Genomic DNA, 23,699 nt, shown 5'->3' on the forward strand with positions numbered 1-23,699 from the left:
TTCAAAAAACCTCGGCTCATCTTACCCTTACCAAGCCAATTCCGGTTAAGCATCCCCGCATCAAAAATTGGCCCCCGTATTCCCTCACGCAAATCCACTTATTCCCGCAACTCCGTCCCTGGCAATCAGCCTCCAATCCGGTAGAATCGTACGGATATCTTGTACCGGATCTCTCGGAGCGCATACCCTGCCATTTCCCTCATCAGCCCTGGCCCTCGCCGTCACCCTTCTGACGGCACCGAAGGGGCTCGGCCATTACATCCGCACCCACTACGGCGACCGCACCTTCGAGAACCTGTACCACCTCAACGGCTTCGACCTCTGCCTCATCATCCCCTACTTCGTGGTCATGGTGATCCTGGCCTTCTACGGTGTCCACCGTTACCAGTTGGTCTGGCTGTACTACCGCAACAAGAAGAACGCCTCCAAGTGGACCGAGCCCACCGCGCGCTTCCCTGAAGACGACCTGCCCTTCGTCACCATCCAGCTCCCCATCTTCAACGAGCAGTTCGTCATCAACCGGCTGGTCGACGTCTGCTGCCGCCTCGACTACCCCCGCGACCGCTTCGAGATTCAAGTCCTCGACGACTCCACCGACGAGACCACCACCGTCGCCCGCGAGGTCGTCGAACGCTACGCCGCAGGCTTCGCCGGGATGCCGCCGCAACCCATCGTCTACCTGCACCGGAGCAACCGCCACGGCTACAAGGCGGGCGCGCTCGACGCCGGACTGCGCACCGCCAAGGGCGAGTTCGTCGCCATCTTCGACGCCGACTTCGCACCACCGCGCGACTGGGTCCGCAAGGTCATCCACCACTTCGCCGATCCCTCCATCGGCATGGTCCAGACGCGCTGGACGCACCTGAACCGCAACTACTCCTTCCTCACCCAGGTTGAGGCGATCCTGTTAGACGGTCACTTCGTGCTGGAGCACGGCGGCCGCTCGCGAGCGGGCGTCTTCTTCAACTTCAACGGCACCGCGGGCATGTGGCGCACCAAGGTCATCGACGAGGCGGGCGGCTGGCAGCACGACACCCTGACCGAAGACACCGACCTGAGCTACCGCGCGCAGCTCATCGGCTGGAAGTTCCACTACCTGCAAGACGTCGAGTGCCCCGCCGAGTTGCCCATCGAGATGACCGCCTTCAAGACCCAGCAGGCGCGCTGGGCCAAGGGCCTCATCCAGACCGGCCTCAAGATTCTTCCGCGCGTGCTGCGCTCGGACGCCCCCTGGCACACCAAGCTCGAGGCGTGGTATCACCTGACCGCCAACATCAGCTACCCGCTGATGATCGTGCTCAGCGTGCTGCTGATGCCCGCCATGATCATCCGCAGCTATCAGGGCTGGCTCCAGATGCTGCTGATCGACCTGCCGCTCTTCATGGCCAGCACCATGTCCGTGTCGTCGTTCTACATGGTCAGCCAGAGGGAGCTATTCCCCGGCCGTTGGTATCGCACCATCTTCTACCTGCCGTTCCTGATGGCGCTGGGCGTCGGACTGACCATCACCAACACCAAGGCCGTCATGGAGGCTCTCTTCGGCATCAAGAGCGCCTTCGCCCGCACGCCGAAGTACTCGGTCAAGAAGAAGGGCGAGGTCTCTCAGGCCAAGAAGTACCGCAAGCGGCTCGGCATCATCCCGTGGATCGAGCTGGCCATCGGCGGTTACTTTGCCCTGACGATCTGGTACGCGATTGCGAGCGAGAATTACTTCACGGTGCCGTTCCTGGTGCTGTTCGTCTTCGGCTACTGGTACACGGGCCTGCTCAGTCTGTTGCAGGGCCGCTTCGAGCGATTCAGCCCCAATGGCAGCGCATCCCACGAGAAGCCCTACCCTGTAGGCGTCTAAAAAGAAGAAGAAGCACTCAAAGCAGAGCCTTGAGTGCTTTGCTGTTACGCGAAGCGTCCAGCACCGCACGAAGTGCCGCCCGCCCGGCGCGAGGGCGCTGTTGCCGTTGCCTGTTCTTTTGGCTGCCATTCAGGAGCGAAGCGAAGGAATCTGCTTCTGCTCTTGTCGTTGCTTCTGGGGTAGGTCCGGGCTTCAGCCCAGACATCAAAGACAGCCATGAATGCGGGCTTCAGCCCCCGAGGTATGCTTTCTGCTGCCTCTCCCCAACCATTACGGACACGACGCAAATAGAACGGCCCTCGTCTTCACGAGGGCCGTTCTATTGCTTGAGGCTTATTAGAACCGCAGACCAACCGTAATCGGAATATACGAGGTCTTATTGCTGTTGGCCGGATAAGCGTTATACCCCACATAGCTCGTCGTGGCGACGTTCTGAATCGTATACCCTTCACGCTGCGAGTTCGGGATGAACACGTAGCGCGCCTCGGCATACAGGCGCTCGTTGGCGAACTTCGAGAGCTTATACGTAAATCCGAGACCGGCGTTCACGCCGACCGAGTTGCTCGTGTAGACGTCGACGTTCTGGTTCGCCTGCACCGTATAGCAGTAGTAGTAGCACTCTTCCACGATTGCGGGCAGCGTGAAGTTGGTGACCTTGTGGTAGAAGCCCACGCCGCCGACAACATAAGCACCCACCGTACCCGTATCCATGAAGGTATAGGTCGGATCAATCGTGAACGACCAGACGTGGCTGTTGCCGTCCAGGCCGCTGATCTGGTCGGCCGCATCCACACCGTAGTTGTAAAGGTTCTGCTGGTTCTGGAGCGTCCTGCCCTGCAACCCGAAGTGGTGATAGTCGAACTGGATCAGCGTGGCAAACTTCTTCGAGAAGTTGCGCCCAAAGCCAACCTGGAAGTCCCAGCTCGGCGTGTCGTACTCGTGCAGGTTGCCCACCGGAATCGCGACGCCCGCACCGGCCATGAACGCCCACTTGTTCGACCCATCCGCGTTGTGCGAGCTGTCGTTGTAGCGAGGGCGGCCGTAGCGGCGGCGAGGCGGCGGCTGCAGCGCATCCCCGGTCGACTCCGCAACGTTCGGGATATAGTTCTCAGCGGCCAGGCTCTCGCTCGAACCTACCGACGAGCTATAGCTCAGGTCCGAAAGATCCACCATCGGGGCCAGCGCCGCGGTAAACAGATTGCTCGCAACAGGCTCATTGCTCGCGACAAGCGTAGCCCCGTCCGCCGCCGCCGAAGAGATCGGCTGCTGCGCGTGCAGGTTGAGCGTGCCCGCGCCAGCCAGTAAGGCCACGGCGGCGGCGAGGCGAACCGTCATGCGAGTGGATCTGCGCGCGACGGCATCAGGACGGACAGTGAGGTCTTGGATCATGTGCATCGATTGACTCCCTGAAAAGGTATATCTTCTGCTGCTGAACCCTAAGTTAGGTCTCTAGTTGCGTTGGACGTGCATTTGATCTCTTTGGACCACCCCACGTCGCAAAACGTAAGCAGACACCGGCTCAACAGAACCTATGCGGCTTGTTAGATAGCAGAAAACAAAACAAAAGACCGGGCAAAAATGGGCGGCACACTGATCGCGCGCCGCCCATTTCAATTGCATTCCATCGTACGAGTTTGATTAGTGGATGTCGAACTGCTCCGGATGCAGGCTCGGATCGCTCTTGACCAGAATGGTCTTGCCGACCATCTCTTCCATCTCCTGCAACCACTTGGTCCCCGGAGCCTTCAACTGCTTGACCACCTCCGGGTTCACCCGCAACATCACGTCGCCGCGATCCAGATGCTTGTGCATCTTGCGCATCTCGATGTAGATGTCGTTGCACACCGTCACCGGCGACTTGACCATGCCGGTTCCCGCGCAGATGCTGCACGTCGTCGAGAGCGTGCGCTCCAGCGACTGCTTGACCCGCTTACGCGTGATCGCCACCAGGCCGAAGTCATTGAACTGAAGCACCTTCGAAGGAGCCCGGTCGGACTTCAGCTCCTCCTCAAGCGCCGCCATCACCTTGTTGCGGTTCTTGCGCTCATCCATGTCGATGAAGTCGATGATGATGATGCCGCCCAGGTCGCGCAGCCGGATCTGGCGCACGATCTCAGGGATCGCATCGAGGTTCGTCTTGACGATGGTGTCCTCGAGCCGCGCCGTCTTGCCGACGTACTTGCCGGTGTTGATGTCGATGGCGACCAGCGCCTCGGTCTGGTTGATGACGATCGATCCACCCGACTTCAGCCACACCTTCGACCGCAGAGCCTTGTTGATCTCTTCCGTGATGCCGAACTGCTCAAAGAGCGGCGTCTCCTTGGTGTAGAGCTTCACGCGCCGGATCAGGCTGGGCTGGAAGCGCTGCAGGAAGCGAAGCACGCGCTCGTACTCGGTCTCGGTATCGACCCAGATGGCCGAGAAGGTGTCCGTCACCTGGTCGCGTAGAATCCGCTCGACGAGGTTAAGGTCGTGATAGATCAGCGCCGGAGACTTGCTGGACTCCGACCGAGCCTTGATATCGGCCCACAGGTTCAGCAGGAAGCGCAGGTCGCTGCGCAGCTCCTCCTCGCTAGCCCCGGCAGCCGCCGTGCGGACGATGAATCCGCCCGCCGCCTCGCCCTTCTCGCTCAGCAGAATCTCCTTCAGCCGCCGCCGCTCGCCGTCAGACTCGATCTTGCGCGAGACGCCGGTGTGGTTCACGGTCGGCATAAACACCAGGAACCGCCCCGGCAGCGCGATGTGCGAGGTGATCCGAGCGCCCTTCTTGGCGATGGGCTCCTTGGCGATCTGGCAGAGAATCTCCTGACCCGGCTTCAGCAGGTCCGAGATGGCAGGCAGGTTGGTCGACTGCGCCGACCGTGCGCCGTTGCGTCCATCCCGGCGGCCACGATCACCACCACTCCGTTCTGAACCGCCACGATCCGAGCTGGAACGCTCTCCCGAACGCTCCGGACCACGCTCCGAAGAGCTGCGGTCCGACGGGCTACGATCCGAGGCTAACGAACGATCCCGTCCCGAGCGCCCCGAACGGCGGCCACGGTCTCCGCGACGGCCCTCCCTGCGACCCTCACGACGGCCTTCGCCCGGTGCAGCCGGAGCCGCGCCGTCCACAGGAGCCTCGGTGAAGCCTTCAGTCTGGGCGAACTCACGCGTAAAGTCCTCGTCGTTCGCGAACGCCGCGTTCTCCGCGTCGAGGTCCGAGGAGTTCTCGTCCAGTTCCTCAATCTCCTCGCCCTCTTCGAGCGTGTAATCCTGATCCTCTTCGAGGAAGTCCTCGAAGTCGTCCTCTTCTTCCTCATCCTCCGGAGCCGTCCGCGTGATCTGGTCGATGGACATCTCCCGAATCATCGAGCCCAGGTCAGCCGCGCCTTCGAGCGTCTCCTCCTGCTCGGTCTCCTCTTCGTCCACGGCCGAGCCGTGCAGAGTCGGCAGCTCGTCCTCTTCGACCAGCTCCTCCTCCTCCAGCAGTCCGGTGCCCGGCTCGAAGTGCGTCGGCACGACTGCCGCAGGTTGGGGCTGGAAGGAGTCCACTACAGCAGCTTCGTGGTAGATCGGAGACGTCGGCTCGGGCAGATCCTGCGCAGGAAGCTCCTCGACGACAGCAGTCGCGCCATCGAACGGCGGCTCCGAATGCATCTCGCCGGTCTCGGAGATGCTGGTCAACTGCACCGGCTCGACCGTCTCTGTATGCGTATCCTCCACGACCGGAATCGCCAACCCAACCGGCTCGCCCTGATACTCAGCCGGAACCGCAATCTCGGGCAGGGCCTCCATCACGGGAGACTGCGCTCCCTCAAGGAGCGACGTGCCCTCAGCCGCAACCTCCGGCTCCAGCACCGGCGGGGCCGACTGGCGGAACTCGCGCGGCGGCACCGGATCGACCCGGTAAGAGACCGAAGCCTCGCTCGGCTCGTACTCCTGCTCAATAACTTCTTCCTGTGCAGCAACCGGCTCCGCACTGGCCTCAACTACAGGCTCAACGGCCTGCACCGGCTCAGAAACCTCGGCAACCGGCTCACTCACAACCGTCTCAGCCGCAGGCAGTTCGGGAGCGTAACCCTCCGGAATCGGAGGCGGCGCGACGAACGTGCTATACACCGGCTCGACGGCATGGGAAGCCTCGGCGAGCGGTTCAGCCTCGACCGGCGCTGCGACGCTCTGCTGCACCGGAGCTGCATCCCGGAAGCCACGGTCGTTCCTGTCATTCCGATCCCGACGGTCGTTCCGTCCACCGCGTCCACCGCGCTCGAAGCGATCATTCCGATCACCACGGCCACCTTCGTTCCGCCCCCCGGCGCTCGGCTCGCGACGCCGGATTGTCTCACCCGGCAGCACCGTGCCACCATCCCAGCTTCCGGTCAGCGTGAACTCCGTCGAAGGCGGAGGAGGAGGTGCAACCTGCGCCGCCGGAGCGGGCGCATCGCCGCCCGTGCGGTACTTCGAGAGCGACTCGCCCGGCAGAATGATCGGCTCGCCGACCGGCTCCTCCGGCTCCGCCTCACGGCCATACACGGGCGCGTCAAAACCAGCCTCGGCTCCACGCGGAGCAAAGCCACGATCCCCACGGTCGCCGCCACGTCCACGGCCACGGTCGCGACCACCACGGTCGCCGCGATCCCGCCCGCCACGCTCCGGCCGCACAAACGCCGCATCAGCCTGCGCAGGCGCAGGCTCGGGAGCAATCGGCACCACCGGCGGCGGCGCGCTCGCGTCGATATCCAGCCGGTCGTAGTCCACGTAAGAAGAATCTTCGCCGGTCGAGGCTACCGGGCTTACACCTTGGTTCACGTCCTCACGTCCCGGCCCACGGCCTCCGCGCCGTCCACGACGCCCGCGCCAGCGGCGGCTGCCGTCGGCTCCGGGAGCGCCTTCGCCCACGGCCTCACTATCGACCAACGGCGCGCCATACAGCGGAGCTACATGCAGGGTGGGAACATCCGGCTGGAAGTACTCGTCGGTAGCCTCAACCGGAGGCGCATCGCTGCGCGGAGCCTCGTTGCGATCCCGTCCCGCGTTGCGGTCACGATCCCGGCCACGGTTGCGGCCGCCGCGACGGCTGCCCGAACGCTCGCCGCGCTCCGAGGTCACCGGACGCGCCGGATCGAGCGAAGAAACGGCTGCATTGAAGAGGTCCGAATCGGTCGGCTCAGCCGGACGCTCAGGAGTCCTGTCGCCACGATCCCGGTCGCGACCACGATCCCGCCCGCCACGGTCGCCGCGTCCTTCGCGCTGCTGGCCGCCCTCGCGGGCCTCCCGCGGCGCGCGGCTGTCGCCGCTGTTCGCGTTCGCTTCGAAGTCCGCCGAATCACCGGCTTCTTCCATGAAATCAGTAATATAGAGGAACGCATCGCGCTCCAGGCCAATGTCCACGAAGGACGACTGCATACCCGGAAGCACGCGCGTTACCTTGCCGTTGTAGATGGATCCGGCCAGCGAATACTCGTTCTCGCGCTCGTAGTAAATCTCGGCGAGGGCGTCGTTTTCGACGATGGCAAGCCGCGTCTCATGCGGCGTAGAAGAGATATAAATTTCTTTCGACATGCTCTGTTCTGCTTTCTGCCCGATTAGGGGCGGCAGGCAGACCAGAGATCGGGGGCGCTAGCGAAATCCGCTAGTTGCAGCCCACCGCAGGAGAGGACAGTGGCAGGAGTGCCGAAGCTGCGGGCGCGATCGTCTTTGCGTGTTGATACACCTCTGCCCTGGCTTGAATGGCACGTACTCCATTCAGATCAGGGACGGAAAACGAGGCAAAATTGAGAGGATCGGAACCACGAAATGCTGCTTCTTGCGAGAGATCGCATACGCGGAAGGTGACCTGGACAACCTCGTGATGAGGCGGGGCCGTTTGCCTTCCGGAAGCGATCATTCCCTGAACCTGTCCGGCCAACGGATTCGATCTCGGCCTGGCCGGCCTTTTTCTAAAGTCTAAAGTCTTTGAAATCAACAAAGTCCTTTGTTGCCGCTGCCGGCGCCTGACGCCAATTGGGGAGCGGGTGCTGCGCTGTGCGGCATCTGGCCGCGCAGGTCTATCTGTAGTATGCACCACCACCACCTATTTGTGGGGATGGACTGCTCCGATTTGTAACGCGGAGTTCATTTAAGAACAAAGGCAAAGCGCCCTTACGCCGGGCGGGCGGCACTTCGTGCGGTTCTCGACGCTTCGCGTGAAAGACTTTAATTCACAAACCGACGCATACGGATGTTCATTACGATACCCAGCGACAGAAACGTAAACAGCACCGACGAGCCGCCGTAGCTCAGCAACGGCAGCGGAATCCCCGTCACCGGCATCATCCCCACCACCATCCCCACGTTCACCGCGATCTGGAAGAGAATCACCGCCACCACCCCCATAATCAGGAAGCTCCCCGGCACATCCCCCGCCGTCTGCGCGTTCTGGATCAGCCTCATCAGGATCAAGAAGTAGAGCAGCAACACCACAATCGCGCCCAGAAACCCATGCTCCTCGCACAGCGCCGCGAAGATGAAGTCGGTATACGGAATCGGCAGGAAATCCCCCTGCGTCTGCGTCCCCTTGTTCGCACCCTTGCCCCACAGCCCGCCCGACCCCACCGCGATCAGCGACTGCCGGATCTGGTATCCCGAGCCTCTGGGGTCATCATCGGGGTTCATAAACGAGGTGAGCCGCTGGACCTGATACGGCTTCAGCACCTTGCCCGACTTCAGCACGGCCACGCCCGCCAGCCCGAAGACCAGAATCAGGATCGCCGCCTGTCGCCATTGGATGCCGCCCAGAAACAGCCCCGCCACCAGCACCGGCGCATACGTCAGCGCGGTGCCCAGGTCCGGCTGCTTCAGCACCATCAGCATGGGCACGCCGACCAGCGCGAACGCCTTGAAGATATCTCCCCAGGTAAGCTGTTTGCCCACCAATCCCCAGAAGTATCGGGCGACGCAGAGGATCAGCACCAGCTTCATCCACTCCGACGGCTGAAAGTGGATGCCGCCCGGAAACCGTATCCAACGCCGCGCGCCCAGCACCTTGGTCCCCACCAGCCGCACCGCCACCAGCGCGACGATGCCCACGCCGTACGCCCACGGCGCGATCTCGAGCAGGTTGTGGTAGTCCACCAGCGACATCAGGAACATCAACACCAGCCCGATGGCCAGAAATCCCAGTTGTTTGTGGTCGAAGCCGTGGAACTTCGTCATTGCCGTAGCCGAGCGGATCTCCAGCACGCTGACCAGCGAGAGCAGCAGCACAAAGCCCAGCAACATCCAGTCGAAATCGCGATATGAGGAAGAACGCTGCATCAGCCCTTGTAGTGTAGTACTTCGTACCGTCTTGGGGGCGGCATGGGGGAGTTACCAGCATGGGGCCTTCCGTTGGTCGGCAGCGAGAATTTTTCTTCCCGACCAACGGAAGGGCCACGCGAAGCTTTAAAAAGGCGTGTGAACGCCCGCCCCGCGCGTAGCGGGCCTGTCCGGCAGGACAATTTCTTTTTAAGAACGCCCGCAGCCGCTGCTATCGTAGACACTCATATGGCCTCCATTGCTGCTCGTCTGGTTCGCATCTCTGCCTTCGCGCTCCTGCTCGCCGCCCTGCCCGGTGTGGCCCAATCGGCCAAGCGCCCCATCACCACCCAGGACATCTTCTCCTTCCGCTGGATCGGCGACGCCCAGCTCTCGCCCGACGGCAGCCGCGCTGTCTTCGTCGAGGCTACCGTCAACGCCGATAAATCCGGCTACGAGACCTCGCTCTGGATCGTCCCGACCGACGGCAGCGCCGCGCCCACGCGCCTGACGCAGGGGCCGCACGACGCCCAGCCCGCCTGGTCGCCCGACGGTTCCACACTGGCCTTCACCCGCTCCGCCGACCCGGCGGTCAAGGGCGGACGCCCCTCGCCCTCTCAGATCTTCCTGCTGCCGCTCACCGGCGGCGAGGCCCACGCCATCACCTCCCTCGCGCGCGGAGCCTCCAGCCCGCGCTGGTCGCCCGACGGCAAGCACCTCGCCTTCTCCTCCACCACCATTCCGGACGAGCCGACCGAGCCGAAGAAGGGCGAGCGCGTCTCCGACGTCAAGGTCATCACCCAGGTCCACTTTCAGGAGAACGGCGCGGGCTTCATCGACTTCAAGCACCCCGGCCACCTGTGGGTGATCGACGCGGCTCCCGACGCCAAGCCCGTGCAGCTCACCCGCGGCCAGTACACCGAGTCCGACCCCATCTGGTCGAAGGACTCCGCCCAGCTCTACTTCGTCTCCGAGCATGTGGCCGACCCGGCCTTCACCTCGCCCCACAACACCGTCTACGAGCTGCCCATCGCGACGCCCACGGCTGAGCCTCGCGTGGTCTCCGCGCTCAAGATCGCCGCGCACGGCCTCTCGCTCTCGCCCGATGGCCGCACTCTGGCCTTCGTCTCCACCGAGGAGGAGCCGATCAACTCCTACACCCAGCCGGACCTGTTCACGCTGGACGTCTCCACCGCCAACGCCACCCCGCGCAACCTGACCACGAAGTATGACTTCGACATCGGCTCGGGCGTCGCGGGCGACAACACCGCACCGCGCGGTGCTGGCCCGTCGCCCGCCATCTGGGCTGCCGATGGCTCTTCCCTGCTCGTGCTCACGGGCCGCGAAGGCTCTGCCAACCTTGTCCGCATCGACGCCAAGACCGGCGCGGTCACCGAGGTCTCGCACGGCCAGCAGGCCGTCAACGGCTTCACCGCCCGCCCCGACTGGAACACCCCCGGCGGCAAGATCCTCGCGCTCATCTCCACTCCGGTCAACATCGGCGACCTCTTCACCGTCGCCTCGGGCAAGCAGTCGCAGATCACCCACGTCAACCAGGCGCTCTTCTCGCAGCTCGACCTGCCCATGCCCGTGGAGGTCCGGTACAAGTCCTTCGATGGCCGCCAGATTCAGGCGTGGGTCCAGAGGCCGCCGAACTTCGACGCCGGCAAGAAGTACCCCATGATCCTCAACATCCACGGCGGCCCGCACTCGGCCTACGGATGGGTCTTCGACCACGAGTTCCAGACGATGGCGGCGCGCGGCTACGTGGTGCTGTATCCCAACCCGCGCGGCTCCACCACCTACGGGCAGGAGTTCGGCAACGTTATCCAGCACAAGTACCCTGGCGACGACTTCAAGGACCTGATGGCGGGCGTCGATGAGGTCATCAAGCAGGGCTACGTCGATCCCGAGCGGCTCGGTGTCACCGGTGGCTCGGGCGGCGGGCTGCTCACCGACTGGACCGTTACCCAGACCCAACGGTTCAAGGCAGCGGTCGCCCAGCGCGATATCGCCGACTGGACCGCCTGGTGGTACGCGGACGACTTCACGCTCTTCCAGCCCACCTGGTTCCGGGGCGCGCCCTTCGAGTTCCCGGAGGACTTCCGCGAGCACTCTCCCATCACCTACGTCAAGAACGTGACGACGCCGATGCTCTTCATTCTCGGCGAGTCCGACACCCGCACCCCGCCCACCTCGGGCGGCGAGATGATGTACCGCGCGCTCAAGTACCGCCACATCAATACGGTGCAGGTCCGCTTCCCGCGGGAGAACCACGAGCTATCCCGCAGCGGCGAACCCTGGCACCGGTTGGAGAGGCTGGAGCACATCATGGGCTGGATGGATAAGTACCTGATGGGCGCAAACAAACCCGAGTACGGCGACGCTCAGTAGGTACTTCGAGCCACCCGTCGTTGCTTGTTTTCTTGTTGTCATTCAGGAGCGAAGCGGAGGAATCTGCTTCGCTCTTGTCGTTGCTTCTAGGGTAGGTCCGGGCTAAAGCCCGGACCTACCCTAGAAGCAACAGCAAAAACTGTCCTGCCGGACGGGCCTCCTGCGCGGAGGGCGGGCGTTTACACGCCTTTTTACTGCTTCGCGTGGTCCTCCCGTTGGTCGGGAACTAACAGAAAGCACCTAGTTGGTCGGTTCTTTGTCCACCTTCGGCGGAGCAACCGGCTTCGGCGCATCGGCGATCAGGTTATGGTTCAACCGCCGTTGCTTGGTCACAAACGCATCAATCACCTGCGACGCCAGCTTGGCCGAGTTGTTCCCCCAGTTGCCGTGCTCCCACACCACCGCCACCACAATATCCGGGTTGCGCCGCGGAGCCATCCCCACAAACCACGCATTCGGCAGCGTGTTGTGCCCGTGCAGCGCCGAATCGTGCCCCACCACCTGCGCCGTGCCGGTCTTCCCGGCAAAGTCGATCCCCTCGAGATGCGCCGCCGCCGCCGTACCGCCGCCACTCGTCACCGCCGCCATGCCGTCGGTGATCGTCTGCCAGTTCTCCGTTGAGAGAGGAATCTTCTTCTCGCCCGACCCCGGGAACGTCTGCTCAATCGCCGACTCCTGATCCGCGCTCACCTGCCCCGCGATCACCACATGAGGCCGGTGCAGCACGCCGCCCGAGGCGATGCCGCCCAGCGCCCGCGCCATCTGGATCGGCGTCGCCGCCACCGCGCCCTGCCCGATCCCGACCGAGATCGTCTCGCCCGCAAACCACTTGCGGTGATAGTCCTTCAGCGCCCATGCGGTCGAGGGCATCACGCCGGTTACCTCATCCGGCAGGTCGATCCCCGTCCGCTGCGACAGTCCCAGCGCGTGCGCGTACTCGGCGATCTTGTCGATCCCCAGCCGGTTGGCCAGCGTGTAGTAGAAGGTGTCGCACGAGAACGGAATCGCGTTGTGAATATTGACCGCGCCGTGGTGCGCGTCGCACGCGAAGAAGTGACCGAAGAACGAGGCTCCGCCGTTGCACTGCACGTGCATATCCTGCGCCACGCCCTCCTGCAAACCCGCCACCGACATGATGATCTTGAACGTGCTGCCCGGCGCGAGCTGTGCCTGAATCGCCTTGTTCAGCAGCGGATGATCCGGGTTCTCGAGGATGCTCGTCCAGTAGCTGTGCGTCAGCCGCACGCTGAACTGGTTGGGGTCGAAGGTGGGCCGCGAGACCATCGCCAGGATCTCGCCCGTGTGCGGGTCCATGGCTACAATCGCGCCCGTCTTGCCCTCGAGCGCCTGCTCCGCCGCCCGCTGGATGTCGAGGTCGATCGTCAGCTTCAGGTCCTGTCCGGGCTTGGCCAGCTCCTGCCCCAGGTTGCCGACCTCCTTGCCGTGCGAGTTCACGATCACGTCGCGCGAGCCGTCCACGCCGCGCAGCACCGCGTCGTACGTGGCCTCGACGCCCGACTTGCCCACTACGTCGCCGGGCTCGTAGAACGCATACCTCGACTGGTTCAGGTCGTTCTCGCTGATCTCGCCGACGTACCCGATCAGGTGCGCGGCGAAGCCGTCCTTCGGGTACAGCCGCCGCTGCTGGTCCAGCGTCTCCAGCTCGGGCAGCTCGTTGCGGTGCGCCTCGATGAACGCCTGCTCATCCGGGGTAATATCGGCCTTCAGCGGAATCGGCTGGTACTTCGGCGAGGCCTGATAGCGTTTGATCGTCGCCTCGATCTGCTCGACCGGCAGGTGCAGCGCGGCGGCGATCATGGGCAGGTCGGCACCCGCGTTGGTCACCTGCTCTCGCAGCAGAAAGCAGGTGGTCGAAGGGTAGTTATCGACGATCAGACGGCCTTCTCGATCAAACAGACGGCCTCGCGGAGCCAGCACCGGCACCTTGCGAATGCGGTTCGCCTCGGCCAGCGACCGCCAGCCATCAGCCCCCAGCACCTGCAACCGCCACAGACCCGCCACCAGCGCCACCAGGATCAGCACCACAAGGTACTGGCTGGCGTGCAGCTTCGTCGGCGAGAGCTTCTCCTCCCGTCCCAGCAGCGTCGCCCTGTCGATCTTGAAGTTCATCGCCTCGCCTGTTCTCTACCTTAGACCCGGCTGCCCGCATCAGGCGAGCAAAAGAATCTCAATCTCTCACCTTGAACCGATCCAGCAACGCGAAGAGCGGAATCGCCACCGCCGTATTGATGGCCGCCCGCACCAGCTCGTGCAGCCACAGGAACCGCACCCCGCTCAGCCCCTCCAGGTAGCGGTTGATGGCGAACAGCAGCACCGACTGGATGAGGCCCAGCACGAAGTTCATCACCGCCCGCGTGGCCAGGTTCTCGACGTCCACCTGCACGCCGATGCTCGCCGCCGCGAAGCCGATCACCGACTTGGCCATGCCGTTCACGCCCAGGTAGCCGCCCGAGAGCGCGTCCTGCAAAAGGCCGATGGTGGCCCCCGTCAGCGCGCCCGCGATAGGAGAGCGGCGCGAGACGCTGAAGAAGATCACCGCGATCAACGGCAGATCGAGGATCAGCAGGCGCGGAAACATCTTGGGCAGAAACGCCTGCAACAGCAGCAGCACCAGCGGCACCGCCACAGCCACGATGGGGCTGAAGCTGTACTCATCCAGCTCTCGGCGCGAGGTGTAACTGCGGTTCAGCATCGTTTCCAACTTTCCTTTAAATCGCAGGCGGTGGAGTAGCAACATCCTCGTCGTGTGGAGCCTGCTTCTTCACCGCCGGAGCCTTCACCACCGGAACCTCCGGCAGCGCCATCCCCGTGCTTCCTCCCGGCGTCAGCTCCGCGGCCGGCGGAGCCGCTCCCGGCGAGTACCTATCCGGATGCACCACCGGCTTCGGCTTCGGCACCAGGTCCTTCGAGTTCTCCGCAGGCACAGCCGTAGCATCGGGCGTCTTTCCGTCAGCAGTTGGAGCAGCAGCCGAAGCTGGCTGATCTTCATGCAGCCGGGGCAGGCGCTCGGCGCTCACATCCGCCGCGTGCATCCCCTCTTCAGCGGCCAGTTGCTGCTGCACCAATGCGGGCAGGCTCGATCCCAGCCCCGTAATCACCAGCACTTCATCCAGTTGGAAGAGGTTCGCCGCCGTCGTCAGCGTGATCGTCGTGTATGGCTGGTGGTCGCGGTCCGGCTCGATGGAGGCGATCTTGCCCACGGCCAGCCCGCGCGGAAAGACCTGGTCGCCGCCCGAGGTCACCACCAGCTCGCCCGGCTTGATCCGCTCATCGGCGGTCAGGTTGCTGATGACCACCTTGCCCGTCGCCGTGCCGTGCAGCACCGCGCGCACCCGCGTCGACTCCAGCACTACCCCGGCCCCGGCCGTCTGGTCGTTGATGAGCAGCAGCTGCGAGGTGTGCGGAAAGACATCGCGGATCTTGCCCACGACGCCGTCCGGCGTAATCACGGCCATGTCCGGCTTCAGCCCGTCTGCCTCGCCCTTGTCCAGCACCAGCAGCCGCGACTGCTCTGTGCCCGACGTTCCGATGACCTGCGCGGGCAGCGTCTTGACCACATACTGCTGCTGAAATCCGAGCAGCTTCTTCAGCCGCTGGCCCTCGATCGCGTCCTCCGCGATGGCCCCCTGCTGCACCTGAAACTGCGCCAGCCGCTCCCTCAGCTCGTGGTCCTCGCGCAGCACCTTGCGCATGTTCACGTAGTCCGACCAGCCGTACCGCACCGCGTGGCCGATCCCCGTCGCCGCCCGCTCAAAGGGAGTAATCACCGCCAGCGTCCACAACCGGATCAGCCTCACCTGGCTCGCATCCGGCCGCATCGGGTCCACGGGACGACGCACCTGCACCGCCAGCGCAATCGTCTGCACCAGCAGGATCGCGATCAGGACGAGAGCGTTTTTAAATCGGATGAAAAACGATTCCATGTTTGACAGGGGAGGTGCCCGGCGCAGCACTCCAGATTCATTATCAGGCTACATCGCAACCAGGGGAAAGTTTCTCAAGTAAGGCATCGAGGCCAGCACCAAAGACAACAACAAAACGTCCTCACGCCGGACGGGCGGTACTTCGTACCGTTCTCGACGCTTCGCGTGAAAGACGTCTTATCGGAATAACAGTTGAGCAAACTCCGCCAGATTCCACCGCCATACCTGCGATACATGCGCCCCTGGCGTCTCCACTGCCGTTACCGGCACCCCTGCCCCCTTCAGGTAGGTCACCAGCTTCCGGTTCGGCTCAATCAAGCTATCCTCCGTCCCACAGGCGATCCACAACAGCCGCAGCTTCGCCGTCTTCGGGTCCAGCCCCGCCACCGGGTTTGGATAAGCAAACAGATGCACCGCCGAAGAGAACCCACCCACCCAGGCAAACTTATCCGGATTGCCCAGCCCAACCGACAGGCTCTCCAGCCCGCCCATCGAAAGCCCCGCAATCGCCCGGCCCTCGCGGTCCCGCGCCACCCGGTACTCGGCCTCCACGCGAGGCAGCATCTCCGTCAGCAGCGCCTGCCCGAACAGCCGCGTGTTGTGGTCCACCGGCTCCTTGTGCTCCCAGATCTCGTGCCGCTCCACGAACGACATATCCCCATAGCCCTGCGGCATCACCACCACCATCGGCTTGATCTTCCCCGCCGCCAGCAGGTTGTCGAGGATCAGCGCCGCCTTCTCGGTCGACGTCCACCCCGCCTCCGTCTGCGACCAGCCGTGCAGCAGATAAAGCACTGGATAGGGCTTCGCCGCGTGCGCATCATACCCCGGCGGCGTATAGACCATGTACGGCTCCTGCGCCTGCCGCAGCCCCACCAGCACCTTGGTCGTGTAGACGTGCCGATGCACCTCTCCATGCGGCACCGGCGTCACGTCCCAAAGCTCCTGCCCCGAGCCCGGCACCTCCACCATGTTGTCGTGGTAGACCAGGTTCGGCGCGACGTCCAGATTGCCCGGATCGAAGATCTGCTCGCCATCCACATAGAACGAGTAGGAGTAGATCTGCGGCGGCAGCGGCGCGGTGGTGAAGCTCCAGACGCCGTCCGCGCCCTTCACCATCGGCACCTTCTTGTTGAGCCAATCGATCTCCACCTCGACCTTCGAGGCCCCGGCTCCCAGGTAGCGAAACGTGATGCTGCGATCCGCATTGACCTCAGGCGAGCGATGCAGCGGCACCTTTGCCGTCTCCTGCCCCAACGCCGACGCCACCCACACCAGAAGAACCACACCCCATAGCTTCATGGATGCAGTGTAGCGTGCCCCATTCCTCATCCCGAGGCAGCAATTCTTCAATTCACACTCCATCGCATCTATAACATCCATTTGCACAATCAAGCTGGTTAATTCTTCCCCAGACGTGCAAATATCCACCCAAACGTAATGGATTCATGTAACAATCACCCGCGAAAGTCCTTAAGTCCAGCTTTTGGTGTCTTTAGACCCAGCGCCAGCCCCACCCGAGGGGAGCGCTAACGATCTTTGTCCCAACCTGTGTTCAGAGGGTGACCATCATGGTTCGTGCCGTTCGCCTCCTCCCCGCCTTCGCGGTCCTCGCCCTCTCTTTCCTTATCTCCAGTTGCGGCGGCGGCAGTTCCTCCGGAACGACTCCTCCCCCAGTTACGACGCCACCCACCCCGGCCACTCAGCACGGCACCGTCTTCGGCGGCACCATCCCCGTCATTGGAGCTACCATCCAGCTCTACGCCGTCGGCACCACCGGCGACGGCTCCGCCGCCACTCCGCTCCTGAACCCCGCCGTCACCAGCGACAGCAACGGCAGCTTCACCATGCAGGGCAGCGAGGCCTGCCCCTCGGCCTCGGCGCTCGTCTACCTGGTCGCCACCGGCGGCAACCCCGGCCTGGCCTCCGGCACCAACAACAAGGCCCTGTCCATGATGGCCGCCATCGGCCCCTGCAGCAGCCTTACGCCGTCGGCCAACTTCGTCATCAACGAGCTGACCACCGTCGCCGCCGTCGCCGCGCTCGAACCCTACTTCACCAGCCCCACCGCCATCGGAACCAGCCCGGCCAACTCCGCCGACCTCACCAGTGCCTTCACCCTGGCCGCCGCCTTCGCCAACCCCACCACCGGCGTCACCCCCGGAGCCGCTGTCCCCGCAGGCGACACCGTCCCAGTCGAACAGATCAACACCCTGGCCGACATCCTCGCCACCTGCATCGACACCACCGGCGGCGCGGCAGGCGACAGCACCCCTTGCGGCGACCTGCTCACCCTCGCCACGCCCTCCGGAGCCACCGCTCCCGCCACCACCCTCACCGCTCTGCTGAACATCGCCAAGAACCCGACTCTCAACGTCGCCTCGCTCTTCCACCTCGCCTCCGACTCCGGTCCCTTCCAGCCCATCCCGGCCCAGGCTCCACTGAACTGGACCGTGCGCCTCCAAGTCCCCAGCACGCTCAAGATCACCCCCACTGCGGGCCTCAGCTTCGCTGCGACGCCGGTCTCGACCACTGCCCCCACCCAGGCCGTCACCCTCACCAACACCGGAACCTCGGCCATTGCGCTCACCAGCCTCTCGCTGGCCGGGATCAACGCCGCCGACTTCGCCCAGACCTCCAACTGCACCGCCTCGCTGCAGCCGCAGGCGACCTGCACCGCCACCGTCGGCTTCACCCCCACGGCCGCGGGCAGCCGCTCTGCCTACCTGGTCGTCACCTCGAACGCGCCCAACTCGCCGCAGCCCATCCTGCTCACCGGCACGGCCACGGCCAGCGCTCCGGCCATCACGCTCTCACCCGCCTCGCTCACCTTCACTTCGCAGACGATCGGCTTCACCTCAGCGGCCCAGGCCATCACCTTGACCAACTCCGGCACCGGAACGCTGAACCTCTCCAGCATCACCCTCGCCGGAGCCAACGCGGCCGATTACACCCTGGCCAACTCCTGCTCCGCAACGCTGGCGACCTCGGCCCACTGCACCTTCTCCGTCACCTTCAAGCCCACGGCAGCAGGAACTCGAACGGCCACGATTACTATCGTCTCCAACGCAACCTCGTCGCCCAATACGATCCTTCTCACAGGCACCGGAATAGCTCCATCGTTCTCGCTCTCGTCCGGCGAGCTCAACTTCTACACTCTGGTCGGATCGACCTCCCCGGCCCAGACCGTCACCCTGACCAACACCAGCACTGGAATACTGAACATCGCCAGCATCACCCTGACCGGAGCCAACGCAGCCGATTACATCCTGGTCAACGCCTGCCCTGCAACGCTGGCAGCATCGGCCCACTGCACCTACTCCGTCACCTTCAAACCCTCGTCAATCGGAACGCGCACCGCTACGCTCTCCATTATCTCCAACGCAAGTTCGGCCCCCTTTACGATCCCTCTCACAGGCGTCGGCACAACGGCGGCGATCTCGCTTTCGGCCGCCTCGCTCACCTTTGCATCGCAGACAATCGGCTCCGCCTCCCCAGCTCAGACCGTCACCCTCACCAACTCCGGTACCGGCACGCTGAACCTCACCAGCATCACCCTCGCTGGAGCCAACGCAACGGACTACTCGCTGGTTAACGCCTGCCCTGCAACGTTGGCAGCCTCGGCCCACTGCACCTTTACCGTCGCCTTCAAGCCCATCGCAGCAGGAACTCGAACAGCGGCCGTCTCCATCGTCTCCAACGCAACCTCGTCACCCAATACGATCGCTCTCACAGGAACCGGCACAACGTCGGCGATCTCGCTTTCGCCCACGTCGATCACGTTCGCCTCGCAACCGGTCGGCTCGACCTCCGCGGCCCAGACCGTTACCCTCACCAACTCTGGCACCGGAGCACTGAACCTTACCGGTATCACCCTCTCCGGTGCTAACGCCGCAGATTACTCCCTCGCCAATGCCTGCCCGGCATCGCTGGCAGCCTCGGCCCACTGCACCTTTACCGTCGCCTTCAATCCCACGGCGGCGGGAACTCGCACCGCCGCCGTCACCATCGCCTCGAACGCCCCCGCCGCCTCGACCATCCCCCTCACCGGAAGCGGAACCGCAACGATACCCCCGCCGCCCAGCTCGATCACCCTCTCGACCAACTCGCTGGCCTTCACCAACTACGCAGTCTCTTTCAACGCGACCGGCTACGCACAACCCACGATCACCGGCAATACCGTTACCGTCACCAATAGCGGCTCCGCGCCGCTGCTGATCTCGGCCATCAATATCAGCCCCAGCTTCTACCAGACCAACAACTGCGGCTCCGAGCTTCTCGGCCAGTCGGTCTGCACCATCACGGTCTGGCCCATCGAGGTCCCGGCGGCCCCTTCGACCACGGCCACCAGCTACACCGGCACGCTCACACTTGTCAGCAATGACCCCACCGCTCCCAGTACCGTGGCCCTCTCCAACACGGTCAATGTGCCGGCTACGGCCAACGACTTCGGAACCTGGGCGGTCGGAATGCCGAGCAATGCTCCCTTGATGATTGAGGGCAACCTGTCAATCGGATATATCGGCAGCTTTACCGCCATTATGACTGGACCGGACAGCGCGGACTTCCCCGCCTCGACGACCCCTGATAGCCAATGTGGAGTACCGATGGTGGGATGCAACGAACAGGTGATCTTCCAGCCGACTACAACCGGAAAGCGTCTCTCCGTCTATGTGGTCCTGGCTCCCGGAGACTACGGTGGATCGTTCTCCATCCGAGAGGTCCATGTCCTCTCGGGAGCGGGACAGGAAGCCGGTCCCTCCTTCTCGCTTACGCCGCAATCTCCCGTCCAGGTCAATAAAGGCTCAGCGCCCGCCAGTGACACACTCACCCTTTCGAACAATGGAACCACCAGCCTCGATCTTTCTCAGCTCTCCAGCTCGACGACCGATGCCGTCATCACCGGCAGTACCTGCGGAAAGGTCGCAATCGCAGCCACCTGCACGGTCAATATAACGTACAGTTCCTCGGTAACCGGAACCCATACTGTCACCTTCAGCAGCATGGATGCCATCTCTGGAAAGACCCTCACCGCCAGCTTCAATGCGATGGTCTACTATCTTCCCCCATCTGTTTCTCCAAATTCGCTCTCCTTTCCCCCCACCCATCTTGGTGCCACGACGAGCCAGACCTTTAGTGTCACCAGTCCTGACTCTCACCCCCTGACTGTGGCTATCGGTCCACCCGCATCCTGCTTCGGCTCCTGCTCCGCGGCCTTCATCTTCCCCACCGCGACTTGTAACAGCGGCACCTGCACCTTCACGGCTACTTATGCGCCGACTGTGTCTTCCCCGTCCGGAGGCTTCGATTCTGGCGACATCAGGGTCACTGACACAGTCAGTTCGGAGTTCGTCGACATACACCTCTCCGGCTCTCCCGGAATCCCGATCTTCAGTTTCTCCCCTTCTTCCCTCAATTTCCCCTCCCGGCCCATGGGCTCTATGTCCACGCCCCAGAGCATTAAGCTCTCCAACACCGGGGATGCCACGTTGAATATGTCCAGTATCTCCCTGACCGGAGCCAACGCCGCCGACTACGTCCTCACAAACGCCAGTAACTGCCTGGAACTAGTTGCCAATAGCTACTGCACCCTTACCGTAGCCTTCAACCCCACCGCGGCCGGAACCCGCACCGCGGCGATCAGCTTCAACACCGGTGCAACGACCTCGGTCGGTACGCTGCCGCTGACGGGAGAGGCCACTGACCCGAGCATCACATCGGACTCCACCACACTCAACCCAGCCGGCTTCGCATCGATAAGAACACCATGACCCACACAAGAAAAACGGCTGGACCGGGTCTCCCCTGTCCAGCCGTTTTTCTTGTTGGGACTCGTTACTAAAGACTAGTCGATCGAGATTTTGCGCAGCAGCTTGAAGTCCGAGAGCATCTTGCCCGTGCCCAGGACCACCGAAGCCAGGGGATCGTCGGCCACCGAGACCGGCAGCCCCGTCTCCTCGCGGATACGCTTGTCTAAGTTCTTGATGAGCGCCCCGCCGCCCGTCAGCACGATGCCGCGGTCGGAGATATCGGCCGAAAGCTCCGGCGGCGTGCGCTCGAGCGCAACGCGTATCCCATTGATAATAGTGGCGATACACTCACCCAGCGCCTCGCGAATCTCGGAGTCCTCAATCGTGATCGTCTTGGGCACGCCCTCGATCAGGTTGCGGCCCTTGACCTCCATCGTCAGCGGCTTGTCCAGCGGGTACGCCGAACCCAGCTCGATCTTGATCTGCTCCGCCGTGCGCTCGCCGATCAGCAGGTTGTACTTGCGCTTCAGATAGGTAATGACGGCCTCGTCCATCTGGTTGCCCGCCATACGCACCGATCGCGAGTAGACGATGCCCGCCAGCGAGATTACCGCGATGTCGCTGGTGCCGCCGCCGATATCGACTACCATGTTGCCGCCCGGCTCGGTGATGGGCAGCCCCGCTCCGATGGCCGCCACCATGGCCTGCTCGACCAGATGCACCTCGCTGGCCTTGGCCCGATAGGCCGAGTCCATGACGGCGCGCTTCTCCACCTGCGTAATCTCCGACGGAACGCCGATCACGATGCGAGGATGCACCATCATCTTGCGGTTGTGCGCCTTGTGGATGAAGTAGTTCAACATCTTTTCCGTCTGCTTGAAGTCGGCGATGACGCCGTCCTTCATCGGCTTGATGGCGACGATGTTGCCCGGCGTGCGCCCCAGCATCTCCTTCGCCTCTTTACCCACGGCCTCCACCTCGCCGGTGACCGAATTGACTGCGATGATCGAGGGCTCGTTGACGATAATCCCTTTGCCATGAGCAAAGACAAGCGTGTTGGCCGTGCCCAGGTCAATCGCCAGGTCGGACGAGAACAGGCTGAACAAGGAGCGCATGTTGTGCACACGCGAGTAGCGTTTCTGAAATGTATTCGAGGACATGAGCTTTCGGTCGTTTCCTAGTCGAGTGATCCAGTCGAGTGATCCGGTCGAGTGATCGGTCGGGAGTACTGTGTGCAGGTCTTTGCTCATTGTAATGCCTGAGTTCCTGCGGGAAACGGCGCAATCCGTTCATTCACGAGCTTCCCATACTGGGACCGGACTCCCATACTAGAATTGGAGAAAACGAGGAAAGCATGATTATTGGTGTGCCGAAGGAAGTGAAGGATCACGAAAGCCGCGTCGGCGTAACCCCGGCGGGCGTCAAGGCGCTGGTCGAAGCCGGCCATCAAGTGCTCGTGGAGACCAACGCGGGTGCGCTCTCGGCCTTTGTCGATGACGAATACCAGGCCGCCGGAGCCGAGATCGTCGGCTCGGCCCACGACGCCTGGAGCCTCGCCGACATGGTCGTCAAGGTAAAGGAGCCGGTCGAGAAGGAGTATAAGCACTTCCGCGAGGGCCTCGTCCTGTTCACCTACCTACACCTGGCTCCGCTGCCGGAGCTGACCGGCGCGCTGCTCGAAAAGAAGGTTACCGGCATCGCCTATGAGACGGTGCGCGACCGCCAGGGCACGCTGCCGCTGCTGACGCCCATGAGCGAGGTCGCCGGGCGTATGAGCGTGCAGGTCGGCGCTACCTATCTGGAGAAGGAAAAGGGCGGGCGCGGCGTGCTGCTGGGCGGCGTTCCCGGCACGCCTCCGGGTAATGTCTGCATCATCGGCGGCGGCATCGTCGGGCTGAACGCGGCCAAGATCGCGCTGGGCATGGGCGCGCGCGTCACCCTGGTGGACCTGAACCTGAACCGTCTGCGCGAGCTGGACGATATCTTCGGCGGACGCGTGCATACGCTGATGTCGAACAGCTACAACGTCGAACGGGCGGTGGCTGAGGCCGATCTGGTCATCGGCGGCGTGCTCATCCCCGGCGCGGCGGCACCCAAGATCGTCACGCGCGGCATGGTCGCCAAGATGAAGAAGGGCGCGGTCATTGTGGACGTCGCCATCGACCAGGGCGGCTGCATCGAGACGGCTCGTCCCACCACCCACACCGATCCCTCGTTCGTCATCGACGGCGTGGTTCACTACTGCGTCACCAACATGCCTGCGGCGGTGCCCTACACCTCGACCCTGGCGCTGACCAACGCCACCTTCCCCTACCTGATGAAGCTGGCCAAGCTGGGCGCGCAGGAGGCGATCAAGGCGGACGCGGGCATCGCGGAGGGCGTCAACACCTACGCGGGCAAGCTGACCTACGGCGCAGTCGCCGAGGCCCAGAACCGCGAATGGAGCAAGATCGCCGACCTCGTCTAGGTACTTCGTACCGTTCTCGGGGCGGTATGGGCGGGATC

Annotated in this window: 12 protein-coding genes; 4 read left to right on the forward strand and 8 right to left on the reverse strand. The window is 63.4% G+C overall.

The genetic code is table 11. The annotated features are described in order from the left end of the window. The first annotated feature begins 208 nt into the window (after positions 1-208). Positions 209-1,849 carry a cellulose synthase family protein gene (locus FTO74_RS16775; protein WP_162539958.1) on the forward strand — a complete coding sequence of 547 codons (1,641 nt, stop codon included), beginning with the start codon at positions 209-211 and terminating at the stop codon, positions 1,847-1,849. A 336-nt stretch (positions 1,850-2,185) separates the two neighbouring features. On the opposite strand, the gene FTO74_RS16780 is transcribed toward FTO74_RS16775, so the two are convergent. The 3 genes from FTO74_RS16780 to rodA form a co-directional block, all read right to left on the reverse strand. Continuing rightward, positions 2,186-3,244 (reverse strand): hypothetical protein, encoded by a 1,059-nt coding sequence (locus FTO74_RS16780; protein WP_162539168.1) that lies wholly within the window; start codon positions 3,242-3,244, stop codon positions 2,186-2,188. 243 nt (positions 3,245-3,487) lie between these two features. Further along, positions 3,488-7,393, reverse strand: a complete 3,906-nt coding sequence (locus tag FTO74_RS16785) for an Rne/Rng family ribonuclease (RefSeq protein ID WP_162539169.1) — start codon at positions 7,391-7,393, stop codon at positions 3,488-3,490. Between the two features lie 633 nt (positions 7,394-8,026). After that, complete coding sequence (rodA, locus tag FTO74_RS16790) at positions 8,027-9,127, reverse strand: rod shape-determining protein RodA (RefSeq protein ID WP_162539170.1); 1,101 nt, start codon at positions 9,125-9,127, stop codon at positions 8,027-8,029. 228 nt (positions 9,128-9,355) lie between these two features. Here rodA and FTO74_RS16795 point away from each other — a divergent pair, with 228 nt between their 5' ends. Then, positions 9,356-11,500 carry a S9 family peptidase gene (locus FTO74_RS16795; RefSeq protein WP_162539171.1) on the forward strand — a complete coding sequence of 715 codons (2,145 nt, stop codon included), beginning with the start codon at positions 9,356-9,358 and terminating at the stop codon, positions 11,498-11,500. Between the two features lie 240 nt (positions 11,501-11,740). Here FTO74_RS16795 and mrdA read toward each other — a convergent pair whose 3' ends face one another. The 4 genes from mrdA to FTO74_RS16815 all read right to left on the reverse strand — a co-directional run bounded on the left by mrdA (position 11,741) and on the right by FTO74_RS16815 (position 16,746). Beyond that, positions 11,741-13,630, reverse strand: coding sequence for a penicillin-binding protein 2 (gene mrdA / locus FTO74_RS16800; RefSeq protein WP_162539172.1), 1,890 nt, complete (start codon positions 13,628-13,630; stop codon positions 11,741-11,743). Positions 13,631-13,688: 58 nt separating this feature from the next. Then, entirely contained in the window at positions 13,689-14,213 is a 525-nt protein-coding gene (mreD, locus tag FTO74_RS16805; RefSeq protein WP_162539173.1) for a rod shape-determining protein MreD, read from the reverse strand. Between the two features lie 16 nt (positions 14,214-14,229). Next, complete coding sequence (gene mreC, locus FTO74_RS16810) at positions 14,230-15,444, reverse strand: rod shape-determining protein MreC (protein WP_162539174.1); 1,215 nt, start codon at positions 15,442-15,444, stop codon at positions 14,230-14,232. A gap of 177 nt (positions 15,445-15,621) precedes the next feature. Next, entirely contained in the window at positions 15,622-16,746 is a 1,125-nt protein-coding gene (locus tag FTO74_RS16815) for an esterase (protein ID WP_162539175.1), read from the reverse strand. 269 nt (positions 16,747-17,015) lie between these two features. On the opposite strand from FTO74_RS16815, the gene FTO74_RS16820 reads away from it, so the two are divergent. After that, the gene (locus FTO74_RS16820; protein ID WP_162539176.1) at positions 17,016-21,215 is read left to right on the forward strand and encodes a choice-of-anchor D domain-containing protein; all 4,200 of its coding nucleotides are present in this window, start codon (positions 17,016-17,018) and stop codon (positions 21,213-21,215) included. A 74-nt stretch (positions 21,216-21,289) separates the two neighbouring features. Here FTO74_RS16820 and FTO74_RS16825 read toward each other — a convergent pair whose 3' ends face one another. Beyond that, positions 21,290-22,309 (reverse strand): rod shape-determining protein, encoded by a 1,020-nt coding sequence (locus FTO74_RS16825; protein ID WP_174242274.1) that lies wholly within the window; start codon positions 22,307-22,309, stop codon positions 21,290-21,292. A 239-nt stretch (positions 22,310-22,548) separates the two neighbouring features. Between FTO74_RS16825 and ald the strand changes: the two genes are divergently transcribed. Further along, positions 22,549-23,661 (forward strand): alanine dehydrogenase, encoded by a 1,113-nt coding sequence (gene ald, locus FTO74_RS16830; protein ID WP_162539178.1) that lies wholly within the window; start codon positions 22,549-22,551, stop codon positions 23,659-23,661. Positions 23,662-23,699 lie beyond the last annotated feature (38 nt).

This window comes from Granulicella sp. WH15 (genome assembly GCF_009914315.1).
Classification (GTDB): domain Bacteria; phylum Acidobacteriota; class Terriglobia; order Terriglobales; family Acidobacteriaceae; genus Edaphobacter.

Coding starts and splice junctions, on each gene's coding strand:
- FTO74_RS16785 (WP_162539169.1), bottom strand. CDS start 7,393: ATGTCGAAAGAAATTTATATCTCTTCTACGCCGCATGAGACGCGGCTT.
- mrdA (WP_162539172.1), bottom strand. CDS start 13,630: ATGAACTTCAAGATCGACAGGGCGACGCTGCTGGGACGGGAGGAGAAG.
- mreD (WP_162539173.1), bottom strand. CDS start 14,213: ATGCTGAACCGCAGTTACACCTCGCGCCGAGAGCTGGATGAGTACAGC.
- FTO74_RS16795 (WP_162539171.1), top strand. CDS start 9,356: ATGGCCTCCATTGCTGCTCGTCTGGTTCGCATCTCTGCCTTCGCGCTC.
- FTO74_RS16815 (WP_162539175.1), bottom strand. CDS start 16,746: ATGAAGCTATGGGGTGTGGTTCTTCTGGTGTGGGTGGCGTCGGCGTTG.
- FTO74_RS16820 (WP_162539176.1), top strand. CDS start 17,016: ATGGTTCGTGCCGTTCGCCTCCTCCCCGCCTTCGCGGTCCTCGCCCTC.
- ald (WP_162539178.1), top strand. CDS start 22,549: ATGATTATTGGTGTGCCGAAGGAAGTGAAGGATCACGAAAGCCGCGTC.
- FTO74_RS16780 (WP_162539168.1), bottom strand. CDS start 3,244: ATGCACATGATCCAAGACCTCACTGTCCGTCCTGATGCCGTCGCGCGC.
- FTO74_RS16825 (WP_174242274.1), bottom strand. CDS start 22,309: ATGCGCTCCTTGTTCAGCCTGTTCTCGTCCGACCTGGCGATTGACCTG.
- mreC (WP_162539174.1), bottom strand. CDS start 15,444: ATGGAATCGTTTTTCATCCGATTTAAAAACGCTCTCGTCCTGATCGCG.
- rodA (WP_162539170.1), bottom strand. CDS start 9,127: ATGCAGCGTTCTTCCTCATATCGCGATTTCGACTGGATGTTGCTGGGC.